The sequence below is a fragment of the Bacteroides sp. OM05-10AA genome, from assembly GCF_003439055.1.
GTDB classification, from domain to species: Bacteria; Bacteroidota; Bacteroidia; order Bacteroidales; family Bacteroidaceae; genus Bacteroides; species Bacteroides intestinigallinarum.
Genome location: NZ_QSUR01000003.1, coordinates 1 through 21,353 on the forward strand (window position 1 = coordinate 1; position 21,353 = coordinate 21,353).

Genomic DNA, 21,353 nt, shown 5'->3' on the forward strand with positions numbered 1-21,353 from the left:
GCGAAAGTAGGAAGAAAACTACTTCGTTTTCCTCCTACTCGATTTTCTCTGTACATAGCCCTGATTCTGCCTATTTTCGGGTATTTTCCCTCACTTGGTACAGTTCTTTCATTTCCTTTGCATTCTTTAAGTCCACTTGCAAATCCTTCTTGCGAGAATCTTGTTGTATTGGCATCATCTCAATTTCAACAGGCAGGCTGCGGATATACACATGTGTTGTTGATGCTTTAGAGTGATACGTTCAGTTTCATATTCGTAAGTTGTTCGTTTGTAGTTGTGCATATTTCGTAGCCTGCTTTTCTTCCTGTTATTTCTTGGTTCCTATCCAAGTCCATTTATGCCATATTGTTTCCAATGGGCCTTGTTTATGTTTAGATAGCCACCATTTGCAGAACTTAACCTGTAACAGGAAAAGAACGATACCTATAATCAAGCTAAGAGTATATCCACAGTAAGGAGCAAGATAAAGCCCGAATGGGAAATAGATAATAGCTCCTAAAATAGATTGGGAAATATAGTTGGTCAAACTCATTTTTCCGTAGAATCGTAGGTTGGATACGGCTTTCTTGAATTTATCCTTCTGATAAAGCAACATGAAAGAAGAAACAAGTACAATCGTGAATGCAAACTTCTGCCACATATCAAAAGCAGTACCTACTGTTTGCTGAATCAGACTGCTGTCACTTTGCATGATCTGTTCTTTTAAAGAATATAGTGGTGCAAAACTGATAGCTGCGATAATGAGCGCTTTCGTCCAGAATTTCAGATGAGATTCGGTGGCTACAAACAATTCTTTGCGTCCGATATACAAGCCAAACAGGAATAGTCCGGCAGTTTGCAAAAAGCGTCCCGCACCGATGGCCCAGAACAGGCTTGCTTTCTGTCCCAAAGTGATGTTGCCTATCAGAAAATCCCAGAAGTTTCCGGCTTTGGTGTAATCTGCTACTTCAGCATACATTGCTCCGACATTCAAATCGGGCAGGGTATAGGCAGGATTGAAAAGACTCATTATGTAATGGAACCATTCAATCGGTTGCAATGAAAACAGGATGGCGGTGATTAGAATAGCTTTGTCGCTCCACTTGCGTACGATAAACAGTACGAGACTGACTACAACGAACAGCAACAGGACATCTCCTGCGGGAAAGAAAGCGGCATTAAGAGTGGCAAATCCTGCAAGTAATACCATTCTCCATAAAAAACGGTAACCGAAATCTTTTCCTTTTAATTGCTGGTTGTGCGACTGGATAAAGAAAGTGAATCCAAAAAGCAGAGCGAATATGGCATAAGATTTTCCGGCAAGCAGCGAGAAGGTTGCATTCAATACTCCCGCATCCAAAATGGTGAGCCATTCGGGAGAGCTTTCCGGATAAACAGGGAAAATGAAATGTTCCAGGTTATGTACTAAGAGGATCGCCATTACAGCAAACCCTCTAAGAGCATCTACTACTTCAATTCGGGGTGTTTTTGTTGATAATTCCATGGGGTTGATTTATGATTATTAGTTTGCTACATGTTCATTTGGATGCTCAATCCACCAATCAATCATCTTTCGTGCAAGACTAAGTTTCCTGGGAAGTTCGGGCAAATAATCCCTTGTGTAAAAGTCTCCCGAACTCAACTCTTCATCTTGGAGTGTGATTTCCCCTCCGGCATAATCAGCTATAAAGCCAACCATCAGACCGCTGGGATAAGGCCAGGGCTGGTTACCAAAATAAGTGATATTCTTTACGTCCAGTCCGGTTTCTTCTTTCACTTCACGTGCTACACATTCTTCTAATGTTTCTCCGGTTTCCAGGAAACCGGCAACGAGACTGTTGAATGTTCCTTTAAAATTGCGGGCATGCACTAAGAGCAGTGAGTCTTTTTTTCTCACTAATACAAGAATCGCTGTGGATATGGAAGGATATACCTCCCGACCGCATTTGGGGCAACGTTTCATGATAGACTCTTTCTGTTCCATCAGCGTGCCACAGGCGGAACAGAAACGGCTGTTTCTATCCCAATGTAGAATCTCATGCGCTTTTCCTGCAGTCTGGTAATGAGATAAAGGAAGATAATCGTAAGAGGCACGAAGTCCTGTCATTGCCCATTGCTCCGATTCTTCAATGGGAGAGGAGAGAGAGAAAGCTTTGCAGTTTCTCCCTTCCAGTGTTGTGATATTGTGTACTGTTGTTTTTTCTTTAATAATGATAGGAGAACTTTCTCCACATGGGACGGCATATTTACCATCCCCTTTTTTCTCAAGAAGCAGTTGATCTTTATAAAAGATAAACCACCATGATTGTGTTGTCTGATCCATTTTATTCCAATTCTTTTCTTCGCGCTGCGAAGTTATAAAAAACTAGGTTGATATTTAGACTTACCGGATAAAATATCAATAGGCTAGCTTAATAAAATACGTTGCTCGATACCGATTTCCTGAATAAAATAATCGTCGTGTGAGATTGCAATTACAGTACCCGTATAGTTCTTGATGGTAGCAGTGATGATTTCAATGCTCTGTATATCCAGATTGTTGGTCGGTTCATCCAGAATAAACATATCGGGAGTATTATTGCTAATCATCAGACAGCAGAAAGCAAGGCGCATTTTCTCGCCACCGCTAAGTTTCCGGCAGGATTTGTCCCATTCGGAAGCGGGGAATAAATAACGGTTCAGAATAATCTTTATTTCATGCTCCGGCAGGTTCCGGTTATTAAAAGCGTAAGCCTGTTCCAGAATACTGTTCCGGTCGTCGATGATAGAATATTCCTGATTCAGATAGACATAGGTGAATTCCATTCGTGTCAGGTTTCCTTCCTGTGGCTGAAGCTGTCCGGTGATTAGCTTCAAAAGAGTTGTTTTCCCACTGCCGTTGGCTCCTTCTATACGGAGGCGGTCTCCACTCTTTAGTTGGAAGCTGATGGGTGTTTGCCAAAGTTGCTGTTTGAAGTCACCATTATCCTGAATATCATGACTGTCTGGACCGGAATGATTACCTGTATCAGCAATATTTGCTTCATTATTCATCTGAATATGACTGTTGATTGAATGGGAATAATAACCGAAGTTAATCTCTTTTGCTGTCACCAATATCTTTCCGGTGTGGAGCGAGGAACTATTAAAATCGGTTTTTAGTGTAGCGGTTGGGGAGAGCGAACCTTGAAGCTGGTTGCGTTCGTCTGTTAACTTCTCGGCTTTTTCCTGATGAGCACTGTTAAGTTTGCTGGTACTTTTTTCCGATTTTCCTTGAAGCGCGTTGAGTACAATACGAGGAACTCCCTTTTTTATATTATTCTTTTCTCCGCGCACATTTTGTTTGTCCCTGCGTTCGGCCGTTTCGCGTGCCACTTTGCGGGCAATGCGCAGTGCTTTCTCTTTTTCTTCGATACGTTGCTGCAATGCTTCCTGCATCAGCGTTTTTTGTTCTTTGTAGAATTCGTAATTTCCTCCATAGTAATTGATTTGATGCTTTTCCAGTTCGCATATTTCGGGGAGAAGATTAAGCAGAGTGCGGTCATGACTCACCACTAACAGCGTGGAGCGACATTTCTCTACCCAGTCATATAAACGTTGTCTGCCGGAAGAATCAAGATGATTGGTCGGTTCATCCATAAGTATGACGGATGGGTGATGGATGTCCATCCCTGCCAGAAATACACGGGTCTTTTCACCACCGCTAAGCAAATTCATCGGGTAGGATAGAGTAAACTGTCCTAGCCCCCATAAATCGAGAGCGGCAATGGAGCGTTCTTCAATATTCCAGTCATCATCCAGGACGACGAAATTTTCGTTTGAGGCATCTCCTGACAGGATAGCATGTAAGGCTTGTTGCTTACGTTCTATCCGGAGTGCCTGGGCGATAGTCAATGAATCATATTGCCCGAAATGTTGCGGGATATAATACAGATCGTCCGGACGGACAATGACACCGGAAGAGGGTGAAAGTTGCCCGGCAATAATTTGCAGCAAAGTAGATTTACCGCAACCATTGTTACCGACTAATCCCAGTTTCTTCCCCTTACTGATGGCGAAATTGAGATCACTGAATAATACTTCTTTATCCGGATGGATATAGCTGATTTGTTGAATACTTATAGACATGATGATCTATTGGGTTTGAGGTTGATAATAGAGTGAAAGAAAATCACAGGATAGGGGAACGACAAACACAATACTGGCTAAACAACACGGATTTCGTGATGCTTAACAAAATAGAAAAAGCATAAGAAAAGTGATGTTTACTTAGAAGTGTTGTCTTACTTACTAATTCTCATTGCGGTAGGTATATAGTTTAACTTGATTGCAAAGATAATACTTTCTGTTAGATTTCACTCTATGGAGATGGAAAAAGAATAAGATTCATTTATTTAGAGGCTCTGTTTATCTCATTCAGAGCCTCTGATTACTCCAAATACAGCCTCTGTTTGTCCTATTTAGAGGCTGTGTTATGTATTCAACTAATCATGATACGAAGTACCTTGTTTTTTCTGTTTTTTGCAAGTAAACAGCCTATTTATCTTATACGTCAAATAATTGATTGAGTCCCTCGCTCATGCTGGGATGCGTGAAGATAAAATCGCGTAAGAATGTAGACGGTTGCCCCGTTTTCATAGCCATAGCTACGATATTGATGATTTCTGAAGCATCGGCACAGAATAGTGTACAGCCCATAATCTTCCCGTTATGATTATTGATGATGGCTTTTAGCATACCATCTGTCTGTCGCAATGTACGGGCACGGACAACGGAAGATGCCGGTAACCGGGAAACCTTAAATGAATATCCCCTTTTCAGAGCTTCTTCTTCACTGATTCCGATATGTGCTAATGGCGGATCAATAAACACTGCATATTGAACAGGATCACGGTCTCCGATATCACGCTTCTTGTCACCGAAGAGCTGATCGCGGATAATCCGGAAATCATCCAGTGAGAGATAGGTGAATTGTGCTCCGCCTTTTACATCTCCCATTGCCCATACATGGGGAACGGTGGTACGTAACTGATCGTTTACTATGATAGCTCCGTGCGCATCAACTCCTACGCCTGCTGCTGACAGGTTTAATTCCTCAATCATCGGTTTACGTCCCGTTGCGATGAGAATGGCATCTCCATCCACATAATAAGGAGTGCCGTCGGATACGTCCGAGTAAGTCAGTGTCACTCCATCATTGGTGTCATGGATAGACTGTGCACGCGCGTTCAAATGGATTTCAATACCTTTCTTATCCATTACTTCTTTGACGCTGTTTGCAATATCCCGATCTTCACGAGGCATAAATTTATTTCCTCCTTCGAGTATCGTCACTTTACTGCCAAATCCGGCATACATAGAAGCAAATTCCAGTCCTATATATCCCCCGCCTACAATAATCAAGTGATGGGGAAGGACGCTTAAATCCAGAAGCGTACTACTGGTATATACATGCTGGCTTTGCTGAATGCCGTCTATTGCCGGAATGATAGGAGTAGAGCCTGTATTGATAAATATCTCTTTACCTTGCAGTTCGATGTCCCCTTTCGGAAGCGCTACTTTTATGGTATTGGAAGATACGAAAGACCCCGTCCCGGTGTAAATAGTCACATTAGGACGTTTGTTTAGTCTATCGTAATTATCATTTCTAAGAAAAGAGGTGAGACGGTTCTTTCGACTGATGGCTTGTTTGTACATATTCGCCTGTTTGGGAAAATCGTCATGGTAAAGCAAGGCGGAAACCTCTGCTTCATGCACCAGCGTTTTGGTTGGAATACAGGCTACGTTAGGGCAGGTTCCTCCATACATCATGTTGGAACGTTCCACGATGGCAACTTGCCATCCGCGGTTGGAAAGTTCGGCAGCCAGGGTCTTTCCTGCCTTGCCGAATCCTATTATTATTGCATCATATTGTTTCATAACTTCTTTTTATTAACGATTCGTATGAGACTATATAACAGTCTGAAAATACGATTTGTTCCGCAATCTCAAGAAGTCAGCACTTTCTGTAAAGGGGGGATTAGTCTTTTTTAAGTGCTTTGAGTACTCGTTGTGACGAGTCGGATAGTAACACTACGGCACTGGCTAAGATCACAATATCTTTAATCACCAATCGCCCTGCACCTGATAGTAACGGGAAGCCGAACTCTCCGCTTCCCAGGTCGGGAACCCAGACTTCCGGGGTAGTGACGAGAAAAGAAAGTGTTCCGAGCGTCATGATAATGGCAAGGGCGTCACCTGCCAATCCCACTTTCGGGAAAAAGATGCCTAGAAATACCAGTATGCCGATGCTCATAATGAGAGCTCCCAGTCCGTAGGAGAAAGTATAGGTACGGTTTGCTTCGTGCCATGCTCGATTTTCCGGGACGAAAGCACCCTCTGCATTTTTGTGTTCTTTGTATTCGGGCGCATCTTTAGCGTAGAAGAAGCTCATGAAAGGACTGTTGGCTACAAACGGAACAATCCCGTCGGCTTCATAATGGAAATACTTCAATCCGCCTATCCATACAAATACTACCAGAATGGCTACACGGATAAATTGAATACCGAAACTTTTCAGACTTGAAGTGAAGGTCAGTAAAGCGATAAATTTCTCTTTCATTTTGTTGGGGTTTTAATGGGTTTATCTAACGTTGCAAAGGTCGTTCATTCCCCATACTCCCCAAATAGCAATACTTCCGTATGCCTTATCAATTTTTCCCTTCCTGTGTATTTCTGAATTGTACGGCGCTCTGTCCGGTCATATTTTTGAAGAAACGGCTGAAAGAAGCCTGGTCTTCAAATCCAAGAATATCGGCAATCTCTTTAGCACTTTTGTTGCTGTAAAGCAAAAGGCGTTTGGCTTCCGCTTCCACCCGTTCGTGAATTACCCGGAGTGGCGAAGGCAGTTTGCAGGTTGAAAAGATGTTCGATAGTGTCTTGGGAGATTTGTGTAGCATATCGGCATAGTCCTGTACCTGCTTTTTCGTCCGATAATGTTCGTCAACCAAGTTGTAGTATTGGCGGACAATCTCGAAACCTGATTCTTTTTCGCGGGTGATATTCATGCGATGACGTGCAATACGGGTACATTGAATGATGAAGCGTTTCAGCAGGATGCGTAGCATTTCCTCCTGCAGGCTGTCGGAAACGGTAAACTCGTTTTCCAGTGCTTCGGTAATGGTGTCGAGCTCTTTACGTTCTTTTTCATTCAGGGTAAAACGGATCAGGTGAGAAGAACCGTTGAACAGGAAACCGCTACACGACACTTCATGGTCATTCCCATAAATGCAATAGAAGTTACTGTTGAACAGCAAAGTCAGGTATTCGCCGTCAATCGATTTAAATTCGAGGTGTTGCAGATGGGTGAGTGAAATCACTTCATCCTTGGTAAGCATCATTTCCTGATGGTCGATTTCTACCGTGATACTTCCGCTGCGTACCCATATAAATTTATAAAGCCCCTTTTCTTTTTGCAGTGCTTTTTCTGTCAGATAAGAGTCTGTAAGTGCGAGTGTTCCTTTTAGTTTCGTGTGATATTGTTGTAACATAGTTAGTCCTCCATTGCTGATGCGTCAAATGATAGCGGCAGTAGGTCGCCTATACTTTTTACTTCGTAGATACATTCTTTGCCATATAATAGGATACGGATGGGTTGTTTGTAACGCTTTTCCGTTTCCAGAATCACTTGTCGGCAAGCGCCGCAGGGAGGAATCGGTTGGTCGATGAAATCTTTTTCCGTTCGTGCCGCAATGGCAAGAGTGACAACCGGCTGGTCGGGATATTGAGAATTGGCATAGAATAAGGTAGTGCGTTCCGCACAAAGTCCCGACGGGTAGGCGGCATTCTCCTGATTGGTTCCTGTCACAACAGTTCCGTTGCCCAATAGCGCAGCGGCACCTACGGAGAAATGGGAATACGGAGAATAACTACGAGCTGTTGCCTCCATGGCAGTCTGCATAAGTGCCCGATCGGCCTCATTCAACTCATCATATTGATATACTTTAATAATAGCGGTAATTGTGAGGTCTCTCATATACGTTAGGGTATTGGTTTCTACAATTAATGTTACAAAGTTAGGAAAGAGATTGATAATCCCAATTATTTTTCGGATTTTTGTGCCATCTAATCCACATCTGAACTAAAATGGAGAATAAACTGTATAGACTTATCTTTTTAACCGTTGTTTTCTTCTTTGCCGTAGGAGTGCAGGCACAGAAACGGAATGCCCGTTACATCGAATATATAAATAAGTATAGTGATTTGGCTGTTGAACAGATGAAGCTTCATAAAATTCCGGCCAGTATCACACTGGCGCAAGGATTGCTGGAAAGTGGTGCCGGATACAGTCAGTTGGCACGAAAGAGTAATAATCATTTTGGTATTAAGTGTGGAAGTAGTTGGCGGGGGCGTACCGTTCGTCACGATGATGATGCACGCAACGAATGTTTCCGTGCTTATAGCCATCCTCGTGATTCTTACGAAGATCATTCCGACTTCCTTAGAAGAGGTGCCCGTTACGCCTTTCTTTTCAAACTGGATATCACCGACTATAAAGGATGGGCCCGCGGACTGAAAAAAGCCGGATATGCCACCGATCCATCCTATGCTAACCGTCTGATTACGATTATCGAAGATTATGATCTGTATAAATATGACCGTAAAGGTGTATACTCGGAACGGAAACTGAAAAAGAATCCTTGGTTGATGAGTCCGCATCAGGTATATATTGCTAATGATATAGCCTATGTTGTAGCCCGCAACGGTGATACTTTTAAAGACTTAGGCAACGAATTCGATATTAGTTGGAAGAAACTTGTGAAATACAACGACCTGCAGCGTGATTATACGTTAGTAGAGGGAGATATTATCTACCTGAAGAGCAAGAAGAAAAAGGCTTCCAAACCTTATACCGTATATATTGTAAAAGATGGAGATTCCATGCATGGTATCTCTCAAAAATATGGTATTCGCCTTAAGAATCTGTATAAGATGAATCGTAAAGATGGTGAATATGTCCCTGAAATCGGAGATAGATTGCGCCTGCGGTAGAGACTCGTAGAACGTTCTTTTGTTCGGCACCGATGAACATCCTCTCCGGCACCGGGGAGGATATCCTTTGGCACCGGGGAACGGGTGTCTCGCCACCGATGAACGAATCCGGTTTCTTTCTTCATAATAGTTCCGGATTTCGAAAACTTAATGACTCATTCATGTGTTATTATTCTTGATAAAACATGATTAGAATATGAGTCTTAACATTGCAAAAAGTAATAAGAAACGTGTCGTTATAGTAGGCGGTGGTTTCGGTGGCTTAAAATTGGCTAACAAGCTGAAAAAGTCAGGTTTTCAAGTCGTATTGATAGATAAGAACAACTATCATCAGTTTCCCCCTTTGATTTATCAGGTGGCTTCGGCCGGTATGGAACCGACTTCCATCTCTTTCCCCTTTCGTAAAATATTCCAGCGCCGGAAAGATTTCTATTTCCGTATGGCGGAAGTACGTGCCATTTTCCCGGAAAAGAATATGATACAGACTTCCATCGGAAAAGCAGAATATGACTATCTGGTGTTGGCCGCAGGAACTACAACCAACTTTTTCGGTAATAAACATATTGAAGAAGAAGCCATGCCGATGAAAAATGTTTCGGAAGCAATGGGATTGAGAAATGCTCTTCTTGCCAATCTGGAACGTGCCTTAACTTGCTCAACCAAACAGGAACAACAAGAGTTGATGAATATCGTCATTGTAGGAGGTGGAGCAACCGGAATAGAGGTAGCCGGAATACTTTCCGAAATGAAGAAATTTGTCCTGCCAAAAGATTATCCTGATATGCCGAGTAGCTTGATGCATATATATCTGATTGAAGCCGGGCCGCGACTGCTTGCCGGAATGTCGGAAGATTCTTCCGCTCATGCTGAACAGTTTCTTCGTGAAATGGGGGTAAATATCCTGTTGAATAAACGTGTTGTGGATTATCGTGACCATAAAGTGGTACTTGAAGATGGTACGGAGATTGCTACGCGTACTTTTATTTGGGTGAGCGGTGTTACCGGAGTGACTATCGGCAACATGGATCCTTCGTTGATAGGACGTGGTGGACGTATTAAGGTCGATTCGTTCAATCGTGTAGAGGGAATGAGTAATGTGTTTGCTATTGGTGACCAATGTATTCAGGTTGCTGATGAAGATTACCCGAACGGACATCCTCAATTGGCACAAGTGGCTATCCAGCAAGGAGAATTGCTGGCAAAGAATCTGATACGTATGGAGAAAGGACGGGAGATGAAACCTTTCCATTACCGTAATCTGGGTTCGATGGCGACTGTAGGTCGTAATCGTGCCGTGGCAGAGTTTAGTAAAGTAAAAATGCAGGGATGGTTTGCCTGGGTGATGTGGCTGGTTGTTCATCTGCGCTCTATTCTTGGGGTGCGTAATAAGGTCATTGTACTCTTGAATTGGGTATGGAATTATTTCACTTACGATCAGTCTATGCGTATGATTGTCTATGCCCGTAAAGCAAAAGAGATTCGTGATCGTGAAAAGGTGGAGGAGACTACCCATTGGGGGAAAGAACTGATACAAGAGGAAAAGAACCCCTCTACTACGTCATCATCCAAATAGACAGGTTTCCTGCTGGCAGGATGATAGATTCTATTCTGAACGGTAAATTCGTACAGGGTGTCCGATATCGGACACCCTTTGTTTTTTGTTATCTTCTATTTATCAACCATTTACGATTTTGGCACAGATTTGGTATATGAAGTACCGAATTGATACATCATAAAATAGTAAATGATCGGATATGGACAGAGAAATTCCTAAAGAGGTACGTCAAAAAGAACGTAATAAGAAGATAATTCGTTATTCATCCATTGGAGTGGCAAGTATGATTGCCATCGGTGTACTTATATCTGTGTTAAGGGCAGGAGTGGAGGCAAAGGATCTTGTCTTTTCCACAGTCGATAAAGGGGTGATTGAGGTAAGTGTCAGTGCTTCCGGTAAGGTTGTCCCTGCTTTTGAAGAAATTATCAATTCTCCGATCAACAGTCGTATTATTGAAGTCTATAAAAAAGGGGGAGATAGCGTAGACGTAGGTACTCCGATTCTGAAACTGGACCTTCAGAGTACGGAAATTGAATATAAGAAGTTGCTGGACGAGGAACAAATGCGTCAGTATAAGCTCGATCAGCTTCGCGTCAATAATCAGACAAAGCTTTCCGATATGGCAATGCAGATTAAAGTTTCGGCAATGAAATTGAGCCGGATGAAAGTAGAGCTGAGAAATGAGCACTATTTGGACAGTCTCGGTGCAGGAACAACGGATAAGGTACGCCAGGCTGAATTGAGCTATAATGTGGCTCAATTAGAGTACGAACAACTTCAGCAACAATATAAAAATGAGAAGGAAGTAGCTGCTGCCGAACTGAAAGTTCAGGAGCTTGACTTTAATATCTTCCGCAAGAGCCTTTCCGAAAAGAAACGTACGTTGGATGATGCACAAATCCGTTCTCCGCGTAAAGCTATTCTTACCTATATTAATAACCAGATCGGTGCACAGATTTCCGAAGGCGGACAGGTGGCTATCATTTCTGATTTGAGCCATTTTAAAGTGGAAGGTGAGATTGCGGATACGTACGGTGACCGTGTAGCAGCCGGAGGAAAAGCAATTGTTAAGATAGGGAGTGACAAACTGGAAGGGACAGTTAGCAGTGTTACACCACTATCCAAGAATGGTGTGATATCATTTACCGTTCAACTGAAAGAGGATAATCACCGCCGCTTACGTTCCGGACTAAAGACTGATGTTTATGTGATGAATGCTGTGAAGGAAGATGTAATGCGCGTAGCCAATGGCTCTTTCTATGTGGGACGCGGTGAATATGAACTTTTTGTCTGCAACTCTGATAATGAACTGGTAAAACGTAAAATACAGTTAGGTGATTCTAATTTTGAATATGTAGAAGTGTTGAGCGGATTGCAGCCGGGTGATAAAGTAGTAGTAAGCGATATGAGTGCTTATAAGAACAAGAATAAGTTGAAAATTAAATAAACTAAATACTAGAAGTTATGATAACATTGAACTCTCTTTCTAAGATTTATCGTACGGACGAGATTGAAACGGTAGCATTGGAGAATGTGAATCTGACGGTAGAACGTGGAGAATTTCTAAGTATAATGGGACCTTCCGGATGCGGAAAATCCACCCTGCTGAACATAATGGGATTGCTTGATGCACCTACAATGGGAATGGTGGAAATCAACGGAATACGTACCGAAGGAATGAAAGACAAGGAACTGGCGGTTTTTCGTAATAAAACGCTCGGTTTTGTATTTCAGTCTTTTCATTTGATTAATTCGTTGAATGTGATGGATAATGTAGAACTTCCTTTGCTTTATCGACGCATGGCTGGCAGTGAACGAAAACGGTTGGCACAAGAAGTATTGGAGAAGGTTGGGTTGAGTCATCGCATGAATCATTTTCCTACGCAACTTTCCGGTGGTCAGTGTCAGCGTGTAGCCATTGCCCGTGCTATTATCGGTAATCCCGAAATCATCCTTGCCGATGAACCGACCGGTAACCTGGATTCAAAGATGGGAGCTGAAGTAATGGAACTGCTTCACCGGTTGAATAAGGAAGACGGACGTACCATCGTGATGGTCACCCATAATGAAGAACAAGCGAAGCAGACTTCGCGCACTATTCGTTTCTTCGATGGACGCCAGGTACAATAGAAACGACCTTTCACAATTAGAACTAAATGGAAAAATAGATTAATGTATCTCTAAATTAAAAATCACCATGACAAAGAATATTTTCATCGTTGCGATAGCTGTCCTGTTAAGTGTTGCTTTCTGTTCGCTATCGGCACAAAATGTGAGTAAAGATTATAATGTGGACGAGTTTTCTGCCATAAACCTGCAATCTGTCGGGAATATTATCTTTACTCAATCGGCAGGATGCTCCTGCCGTCTGGAAGGTCCTTCTGAATTTGTAGAGAAAACAAGGGTGACAGTGAAAAATGGAACTCTGGTTATCTCTTATAAAGATAAAAATGCCAAGAATGTCAAGAATCTGACTTTCTATATCACTGCTCCTGATTTGAGTAAAGTGAAAATAGACGGAGTAGGAAACTTCGATGCAAAAGGAGAACTAAAACTTAAAAATATAGCTTTCGAACTTGATGGAGTAGGCAACTGCAACGTGAAAAGTCTTTATTGCGATGAGTTGAAACTAGATGTTGACGGAGTAGGCAATATGAAGCTGAATGTTGATTGCAGCACTATCAAGGCTAAAGTGGATGGAGTAGGAAATATCACCGTATCCGGTAAAGCGGATGCAGCTTTCTTTAAGCGGGATGGCGTTGGTAAAATCAACTCCAAAAACCTGAAATGTAAAGATGTAACAAAGAAAGGTTGGAATTTCTAATGTAGAACATTCTTCTGTGAACTCCTGTAGAATCAAATCAAAAAAAGAATAAGAAGATGTGGAAGCAATACATAAAGCAAGCTCTTTACCAGTTGAAGGAGAACCGGCTTATTAGTATTGTCTGTATGGTAGGTACAGCTTTGGCTATTTGCATGATAATGGTGATCGTGCTGACATTGCAGATACGGATAAAAGACTGCGTGCCGGAAGTTAACCGTTCACGATCATTGTATGTCAAGGCAATGACGTCCCGGCATAAAGAGCAACACAATAATGCTGCCAGCAGCCAGATGTCCGTCACGACTGCCCGTGAATGCTTTAAGACGTTGACAATACCTGAAGCGGTTACCATTACTTCCGTTAATAATAAGATGCGTGCTTCTCTTCCCGGAGGGGGCAGGATGAGTGTAGATGAAATGGAAACGGATGAAGCGTTCTGGCAAGTCTTTTGCTTTGAATTCTTGTGTGGCAAACCATATACGAAAGCCGATTTTGAGAGTGGGCTGTCCAAGGCAGTGGTTTCTGCCAGTGTGGCACGCCGCCTGTTCGGTACAACTGACGTGGTAGGGCGTACCATCCAATTAAATAAAGCGGATTATACCATTACAGGAGTAGTGAAAGACGTATCAAAGTTGGCGACAGCTTCTTATGCACAGGTCTGGATTCCCTATACATCGACAGATTTGGCTTCTTTCTCGTGGAGAGAAAATCTGATGGGGCCTATGCGGGCGGTCATCCTTGCACGTTCGTCTGACGATTTTCCGGCTATTCGTGCTGAAGTCGAAAAATATCGTCAGGTCTACAATAGTAAGCTGAAGGATATGGAATTGATTTATCGTGGTCAGCCGGATACTCAATTTGCCTACCTTTACCGCCATTGGGGGACAGACCTGGATATGAAACACATTGTCAGACGATTCATTCTTATCATTGTGATTCTCCTCTTGGTTCCAGCTATCAACCTAAGTAGTATGACTTTATCCCGTATGCGGAAGCGTATGACGGAAATCGGTGTCCGGAAAGCATTCGGTGCTACTGCCAACGAATTGTTGCGACAGGTATTCTGGGAGAATCTGATATTGACACTGCTTGCGGGAGTACTGGGACTGATATTGAGCTATTCAGCTACTTTCCTGTTAAACTCATTCCTTTTTGGTAACAGTGAGAATGCAGGTCTTGCCGGGGAAACTTCTCTCTCTACTGATATGTTGTTCAGTCCGTTGACGTTCCTCGTTGCATTCTGTTTCTGCCTGTTATTAAATCTATTAAGTGCCGGAATTCCGGCTTGGAGAGTGTCGAGAATGAACATTGTAGATGCAATAAACCAAAGATAAAATGATGAAACAGTTATTGAAACAAATATATAATGAGCGCCGGAGCAATGCTTTTCTATGGATTGAGCTATTGTTGGTGTTTGTCGTATTGTGGTATATCGTTGATTTGGTTTATGTCACTTTGCATATCTATTATCAGCCAATGGGCTTTAATATAGAAAATACGTATGTATTACGTATGAACCGTCTTACCGATAAGTCTACCGATTTCAATCCGGATCTGACTGTTAAAGATGATATGACTGCTTTAAGGGAAATAGCCGGACATTTGTCCCGTCATCCGGAAGTTGAATCTGTTTGTATCTCTCAAAACAGTATTCCATACAATGAAGGGTGCAGTGGAGCGAGTTTCCGTTTCCCGGATAACGACACGGTTTGGATAAGTACGATGGATCGTTGGACGACTCCTGAATATTATAAGGTGTTTCGTTTCCGGAATATCGATGGTTCCGGTCATGAAAGTCTGGTGAAAGCTCTGGAGAAAAATACAATAATCGTTCCTGTCGATGTTGCAGACTATTATCCGGATGCCACTTTCCACGGAAAAGACCTTTTGGGTAAAGAAGTTCGCATGAGTGATACCAACCTTCGTATTGCAGCTTTAACGGAGCCCGTTCGCTACGATCATTATAACATTGCCGGAAAACCTTTTACCGGAACCTATATCGGCACTTACCTTTCTGACGAACAAATGGAAACAGTCGAAAACGTAGCCTATCTCGAATTAAGCCTGCGTGTTCGCGAAGGTGTAGACGATGGCTTTGTGGAACGTCTTATGAATGATGCCGACCGTATCTATCAGGTAGGGAATATTTATATACTTGATGTCACTCCATTAAGCAAAGTCCGGACAGCCAGTGAGATAGACAATGATAATGAATTGCGTACCCAGTTCTGTATTCTCTTTTTCCTGTTGTTGAATATCTTTCTGGGAGTGATCGGCACTTTCTGGTTCCGTACCCAGCAACGCCGGGGAGAAGTTGCTTTACGCATGGCGATGGGAGCTAACCGGAAAAACATATTCTATCGTTTGATTACGGAAGGTTTGTTACTGTTAAGCATGTCAGCTCTTCCTGCCGTATTGATTGCATTCAATATTGGATATACTGAACTGGTGGATATATCACAAATGGCATTTACAGTACCCCGTTTCCTGATAGCCATTTTACTGACATATCTCTTGATGGCGATAATGATTATTCTTGGCGTGTTGTATCCGGCTCTGCAATCAATGAAAGTGCAACCGGCCGAAGCACTAAGAGATGAGTAAGAAATATACTGAACTTTATACTGAAATGATAATGATAAAACTCTACTTTAAACAAGCATTCCATCTGTTGAGGGAAAATAAACTGCTTTCTTCTATTTCCATTATAGGTACAGCTTTGGCTATTGCTATGATTATGGTAATTGTCATCACTTTACGTGCAACAATCGCTCCTTTTGCACCGGAGACCCATCGTGACCGGATGCTCATTTTCCGGTATGCCGGACTTCAGAACAAAGCCAATGTGAACTGGCAGAGTAACGGCCCTATCGGATACAATACAGCGAAAGCCTGTTTTAAAGAAATGACAACCCCTGAAGTTGTTTCTATCACCAGTTCTTTCCGGGAAACAATGCTGGCAGCCAAACCGGCTGGTGAAATGGAAAGTTGTAGTGTGTTGCAAACAGACGATGCTTTCTGGAAAGTGTTCGAGTTTGATTTTATATCCGGTAAACCGTATGATAATGCCGATTTTGATGCGGGTGCGGCAAAAGCCGTCATCTCCGAAGACATGGCACGCCGTTTGTTCGGCACATCAGAAGTGGTTGGGAAAACTTTTCTTCTGAATCATTCAGCTTATGTTATTTGTGGAGTAGTGCACCCGGTGTCCAAATTAGCAAATTATGCTTATGCACAGGTTTGGATTCCTTTAAGTTCGACAAATGCTTTCACAAGCACTTGGGGGGATGAAAATATCATGGGAATGACTGCTGTCTATATTCTGGCTAAATCAAAAGAAGATTTTCCGGCGATTCACCAGGAGGCAGATCGACTAAGAGCCATTTTCATGGCCGGGCATCCCAACTTTGACCTGCTTTATCGTGGACAACCCGACACCTATTTTGTAGCTGCACAACGTTATTCCGCCAATAATCCTCCAGCTGTGAAAGAAGCCGTCCGGCAATATATCTTGACGCTGCTTGTTTTATTACTTGTCCCTGCCGTCAATTTGTCCGGGCTAACCTTGTCACGTATGCGTAAGCGTATCTCTGAAATAGGCGTGCGAAAAGCCTTTGGCGCACCCAGACGGGAACTCATGATGCAAGTGCTTTCCGAAAATATGCTTTATTCTCTCTTCGGAGGTATTCTCGGACTGGTATTAAGTTATGTTGCCGCTTTCCTTTTGGGAGGAATGCTGTTCTCTGTAGATTTCGTATCCAATGGCGTGGAAGATTTGCAGACTATGTGTATCGACTTATTATTCGATCCTGTCGTCTTCCTGTTGGCATTCCTTGCCTGCTTCCTGCTCAATCTGCTAAGTGCGGCTATTCCGGCATGGAAAGTAACCCGCACCAATATTGTGGATGCCATAAACGAAAGATAATCCAATCACATTCAACTTATTAATTCTGAAGAAAATGCAACTATTAAAACAAATATGGAATGAACGCCGGTCAAACGGATGGTTATGGTCGGAGCTATTAATTGTTTTTGTGGTCCTGTGGTATGTGGTCGACTGGACGTATGTGACGGCTCGTACATATTACGAACCGGTAGGATTTGATATAACTGATACTTACTATCTGGAACTTAGTCTGAAAAACAACAAGAGCGATTCGTATCTTTCGAAAGAACAAAAGAATACCACGCTGGGACAGGATATCACCGAATTAGCCAATCGTCTCCGTCGGTTGCCGGAGGTGGAAGCTGTTTCCATATCCAATAATGCACGTCCCTATATTGGTAGTAATTCCGGCATGATGGTGCGCCTTGACACACTGGTTAGTAATCCGCTGAACCGTGCGATGACTCCTGACTTCTTTCAGGTATTCCGTTATCAGAGTGCCGATGGACGTGGATATGAACCATTGGTACAGGCTTTGAAGAATGGTAATGTCGTAGTGGGTGAAAACTTCTGGCGGCCTGATTATAAAGGAGACCGTACACTACTGGGTAAGAATCTGGTAAGTGTGGATGATTCTACAGAAGTGTACAAGATAGGAGGTGTATCGGCAAAAGTGCGTTACAATGATTTCTGGGCTAATTATAGCGACCGGTATGTAGCTGTTGCCATTACAGAAAAAGAAATGGCCGAACTTGATGATGAGTTTTATCCTTCCAATGTGGAAGTTTGTTTGCGGGTGAAACCGGGAACTTCCACAGACTTTCCGGAACGTTTGATGAAATTATCCGCCAGTCAGTTGAGTGTCGGTAACCTATTCATTCTGAAAGTGCATGATTACGAAGATATACGCAATGATTTCCAGCAAGGGAGTTACAATCAGGTACAGGTACGTTTCTGGATGATGGGATTCTTACTGCTCAATATCCTGTTGGGTATTGTTGGCACATTCTGGTTCCGTACACAACACCGTCGTGCTGAATCGGCACTTCGTATAGCAGTTGGGTCCAGCCGGATGCAGCTTTGGCAACGGCTGAATAAAGAAGGATTATTACTGTTGACGCTGGCCGCTTTGCCTGCTGCTGTGCTATGCTATAATATCGGCTACCTGGATTTGACGGAAGGGTATTTGGAATGGGGAGTGGTACGTTTTCTTATCACATTTGCCATTACCTATTTCTTGATGACTTTAATGATTCTCATAGGCATTTGGTTCCCTGCTCGTCAGGCAATTCGCATACACCCTGCCGAGGCGTTGCGCGAAGAATAAAAAACTTGGGCTATCTGTTTGTTTTCAATATAATTAACGTATCTTTGTCGGCATAATATTGAAAACACCGCAGGCTTTAATTATATGAATCGACGCTACTATTGTTTGCTTATCGTTCTGTTTTTTGCTGTTCTTATTCAGGCGGCAGCAGCGGAACGTACATACAATATCCTGTTTATACAGTCATACACCTCACAAACTCCTTGGCATAGCGATCTTAATCAGGGGTTGGTCAAAGGATTTAAAGAGAGTGGCCTGAAGGTGAATATAACAACGGAGTATCTTGATGCCGATTTTTGGGCATTCAACTCCGAGAAAGTAATTATGCGTCGTTTTTGTCAGCGTGCCCGTGACAGGCAGACCGATTTGATTATAACAGCAAGTGATGAAGCTTTCTATACTCTTTTTGCCTGTGGAGATTCGTTGCCTTTGCAGATACCGGTCGTGTTTTTCGGCATTAAGTATCCCGATATGGAGCTGATTGCTACTCATCCCAATGTTTGCGGGTTCACTGCCAATCCGGATTTTGATGTCATATTGCGTCAGGCGCAAAAGATATTTCCCCGGCAGAAAGAAGTGGTATGTGTGATAGATAACAGCTTTTTGAGTAACAAAGGCCTTGAAGATTTTGAAGAAGAGTGGAAAATCTTTCAAAAAGACAATCCGGATTATAGGATGAAAGTCTATAATACCCAAAATCATACAACGAGTCACATCATTTCCGCTATTTGTTACCCTCGTAACAGCTACGAACGTCTGGTAGTGGCTCCTAAATGGTCGCCTTTCCTTTCATTCGTTGGCAAAAACTCAAAAGCTCCCGTATTTTCGAGTCAGAATGTGGGGCTCACCAATGGCGTATTCTGCGCATACGATTCAGACAGTTATACTTCAGCGTTATCGGCGGCCCAAAGGGCTGCTTTAGTATTAAAAGGTACGTCCCCTCAAGAGATAGGAGTGACAGAAATCACGCAGGGATTCATCTATGACTATAAACAGTTGGATTATTTTCATATTGACCCTGATAAAGTATCCTCTAGCGGAACCATCGTCAACGAACCGTATTGGGAGAAATATAAATACCTTTTTATACTGCTCTATCCGTCTATCCTGGCGTTGCTGATAGCTTCTATCGTGTGGTTGATGCGTGCCAACCGGCGTGAGTCCAAACGACGGATTCAGGCACAGACCCGTCTGCTCGTGCAGAATAAACTTGTGGAACAGCGTAATGAGTTTGATAATGTATTTCATTCCATCCGTGATGGTGTGATAACGTATGATACCGATTTGCACATTCATTTCACAAACCGCTCTTTATTGCAAATGCTGCATTTGCCGTATGAGTCAGGGGGCCGTTTTTATGAAGGAATGATGGCAGGCAGCATCTTCAAGATATATTATAACGGTCAGGATATTCTTCATTCTATGCTGAAGCAGGTAGCTGCTAAAGGAGAAAGTGTGAAGATACCCCAGGGAGCTTTCATGAAAGAAGTGCATAGTGATAAATACTTCCCGGTGTCGGGGGAAATAGTCCCGATCCGTTCAAAGGATACGATTACCGGTATGGCACTTTCCGCACGGAATATTTCGAATGAAGAAATGCAGAAGCGTTTCTTTGATATGGCAGTAGACGAAAGCTCCATCTATCCGTGGCAGTTTGATATGGAAACCAACTGTTTCATTTTCCCGCAAGGTTTCCTGAAACGTCTTGGATATGATGAAACGGTTACTACGATTTCCCGTGATGAAATGGATCGTACCATCCATCCTGAAGATTTGAAAGAAATAAGACCATTGTTTGACAGGGCATTGACAGGAGAAGATTCCAATACCCGCCTGAACTTCCGTCAGCGAAATGTCAACGGAGAGTATGAATGGTGGGAATACCGTTCTTCTGTAATCACAGGACTGACACAAGACTCATTGTACAATATACTAGGCGTTTGTCAGAGTATCCAACGATATAAGACTGCCGAGCAAGAGATGAGAGAGGCCCGTGATAAAGCTCTCCAAGCCGACAAACTGAAATCGGCCTTCCTTGCAAACATGAGTCATGAGATTCGGACTCCGTTGAATGCAATCGTAGGTTTCTCCGATTTGTTAAGCGATACGAGTGGCTTTACGGGAGAAGAAATCGCCCAGTTTATTGGAACGATCAATAAGAATTGCGGCCTGTTGTTGGCTTTAATTAATGATATTCTTGATTTGTCACGTATCGAATCGGGAACCATGGAATTTATGTTTGCAGAACATAACCTGTCTTTGTTGTTAAAGACCGTCCACGATTCTCAACGACTGAATATGCCTCCGGGAGTAGAACTGATGTTACGTATGCCCGAAAGCGATAAGAAATACCTGACAACGGACAACGTTCGTTTGCAGCAAGTGGTGAATAATCTGATTAATAACGCTGCCAAATTTACGAGTAGCGGTTTCATCACTTTCGGCTATGAAGACGATGAAGATCCCGGATACACCCGTATCTTTGTAGAGGATACCGGAGTAGGTATTTCGGAAGAAGGTATCCGCCATATATTCGAACGATTCTATAAAGTCGATAACTTCACACAAGGAGCAGGTTTGGGATTAAGTATTTGCCAAACCATTATCGAACGGCTGAATGGCGTTATTTCCGTCACTTCCGAAGTAGGTAAAGGGACCCGGTTCACTGTGCGCCTTCCTAACTACTGCGAATGATCGAACGTTCATTTCTGGGCATAGTGTCCGAAAATGAACACTTTTCTTATTCTGTAATCTGTTGAAAATAAAAACATTA

18 protein-coding genes are annotated in these 21,353 nt (G+C 42.8%); 11 read left to right on the top strand and 7 right to left on the bottom strand.

Translation table 11 applies throughout. From position 1 onward, the window contains the following. The coding region (locus tag DXB58_RS28085) for a hypothetical protein (RefSeq protein WP_233527222.1) at nucleotides 1–231 on the top strand (231 nt) is incomplete at its 5' end. Between the two features lie 76 nt (nucleotides 232–307). Here the strand turns inward: DXB58_RS28085 and DXB58_RS02690 are convergent. The 7 genes from DXB58_RS02690 to cdd all read right to left on the bottom strand — a co-directional run bounded on the left by DXB58_RS02690 (nucleotide 308) and on the right by cdd (nucleotide 7,972). Beyond that, a complete protein-coding gene (locus DXB58_RS02690; RefSeq protein ID WP_122135834.1) occupies nucleotides 308–1,483 on the bottom strand; it encodes a DUF418 domain-containing protein in 1,176 nt (391 codons plus the stop codon). A gap of 18 nt (nucleotides 1,484–1,501) precedes the next feature. Then, complete coding sequence (gene nudC / locus DXB58_RS02695) at nucleotides 1,502–2,338, bottom strand: NAD(+) diphosphatase (protein ID WP_255421130.1); 837 nt, start codon at nucleotides 2,336–2,338, stop codon at nucleotides 1,502–1,504. A 47-nt stretch (nucleotides 2,339–2,385) separates the two neighbouring features. Next, nucleotides 2,386–4,086: an ABC-F family ATP-binding cassette domain-containing protein gene (locus DXB58_RS02700; protein ID WP_122135836.1), complete on the bottom strand. Its 1,701-nt coding sequence runs from the start codon at nucleotides 4,084–4,086 to the stop codon at nucleotides 2,386–2,388. A gap of 417 nt (nucleotides 4,087–4,503) precedes the next feature. Beyond that, the gene (locus DXB58_RS02705; RefSeq protein WP_122135837.1) at nucleotides 4,504–5,877 is read right to left on the bottom strand and encodes an FAD-dependent oxidoreductase; all 1,374 of its coding nucleotides are present in this window, start codon (nucleotides 5,875–5,877) and stop codon (nucleotides 4,504–4,506) included. Between the two features lie 100 nt (nucleotides 5,878–5,977). After that, entirely contained in the window at nucleotides 5,978–6,559 is a 582-nt protein-coding gene (locus DXB58_RS02710) for a DUF417 family protein (protein WP_122135838.1), read from the bottom strand. A gap of 88 nt (nucleotides 6,560–6,647) precedes the next feature. Beyond that, nucleotides 6,648–7,487 (bottom strand): AraC family transcriptional regulator, encoded by an 840-nt coding sequence (locus DXB58_RS02715; RefSeq protein WP_004300715.1) that lies wholly within the window; start codon nucleotides 7,485–7,487, stop codon nucleotides 6,648–6,650. A 2-nt stretch (nucleotides 7,488–7,489) separates the two neighbouring features. Next, nucleotides 7,490–7,972, bottom strand: a complete 483-nt coding sequence (cdd, locus tag DXB58_RS02720) for a cytidine deaminase (protein ID WP_004300713.1) — start codon at nucleotides 7,970–7,972, stop codon at nucleotides 7,490–7,492. A 110-nt stretch (nucleotides 7,973–8,082) separates the two neighbouring features. Between cdd and DXB58_RS02725 the strand changes: the two genes are divergently transcribed. The 10 genes from DXB58_RS02725 to DXB58_RS02770 all read left to right on the top strand — a co-directional run bounded on the left by DXB58_RS02725 (nucleotide 8,083) and on the right by DXB58_RS02770 (nucleotide 21,274). Continuing rightward, nucleotides 8,083–8,988, top strand: coding sequence for a glucosaminidase domain-containing protein (locus DXB58_RS02725; RefSeq protein ID WP_122135839.1), 906 nt, complete (start codon nucleotides 8,083–8,085; stop codon nucleotides 8,986–8,988). Between the two features lie 196 nt (nucleotides 8,989–9,184). Beyond that, nucleotides 9,185–10,561: an NAD(P)/FAD-dependent oxidoreductase gene (locus DXB58_RS02730; protein ID WP_008999907.1), complete on the top strand. Its 1,377-nt coding sequence runs from the start codon at nucleotides 9,185–9,187 to the stop codon at nucleotides 10,559–10,561. Between the two features lie 181 nt (nucleotides 10,562–10,742). After that, nucleotides 10,743–11,990, top strand: a complete 1,248-nt coding sequence (locus DXB58_RS02735) for an efflux RND transporter periplasmic adaptor subunit (protein WP_122135840.1) — start codon at nucleotides 10,743–10,745, stop codon at nucleotides 11,988–11,990. 17 nt (nucleotides 11,991–12,007) lie between these two features. After that, nucleotides 12,008–12,673 (top strand): ABC transporter ATP-binding protein, encoded by a 666-nt coding sequence (locus tag DXB58_RS02740; RefSeq protein WP_008999908.1) that lies wholly within the window; start codon nucleotides 12,008–12,010, stop codon nucleotides 12,671–12,673. Nucleotides 12,674–12,740: 67 nt separating this feature from the next. Continuing rightward, entirely contained in the window at nucleotides 12,741–13,367 is a 627-nt protein-coding gene (locus tag DXB58_RS02745) for a GIN domain-containing protein (protein ID WP_122135841.1), read from the top strand. A 56-nt stretch (nucleotides 13,368–13,423) separates the two neighbouring features. After that, nucleotides 13,424–14,701, top strand: a complete 1,278-nt coding sequence (locus DXB58_RS02750) for an ABC transporter permease (RefSeq protein WP_117933974.1) — start codon at nucleotides 13,424–13,426, stop codon at nucleotides 14,699–14,701. 1 nt (nucleotide 14,702) lies between these two features. Then, a complete protein-coding gene (locus DXB58_RS02755) occupies nucleotides 14,703–15,971 on the top strand; it encodes an FtsX-like permease family protein (protein WP_122135842.1) in 1,269 nt (422 codons plus the stop codon). 31 nt (nucleotides 15,972–16,002) lie between these two features. Further along, complete coding sequence (locus tag DXB58_RS02760; protein WP_117934145.1) at nucleotides 16,003–17,292, top strand: ABC transporter permease; 1,290 nt, start codon at nucleotides 16,003–16,005, stop codon at nucleotides 17,290–17,292. A 34-nt stretch (nucleotides 17,293–17,326) separates the two neighbouring features. Beyond that, complete coding sequence (locus DXB58_RS02765) at nucleotides 17,327–18,580, top strand: ABC transporter permease (RefSeq protein ID WP_117933970.1); 1,254 nt, start codon at nucleotides 17,327–17,329, stop codon at nucleotides 18,578–18,580. A gap of 84 nt (nucleotides 18,581–18,664) precedes the next feature. Continuing rightward, nucleotides 18,665–21,274, top strand: coding sequence for a PAS domain-containing sensor histidine kinase (locus DXB58_RS02770; protein ID WP_122135843.1), 2,610 nt, complete (start codon nucleotides 18,665–18,667; stop codon nucleotides 21,272–21,274). Nucleotides 21,275–21,353: the final 79 nt, after the last annotated feature.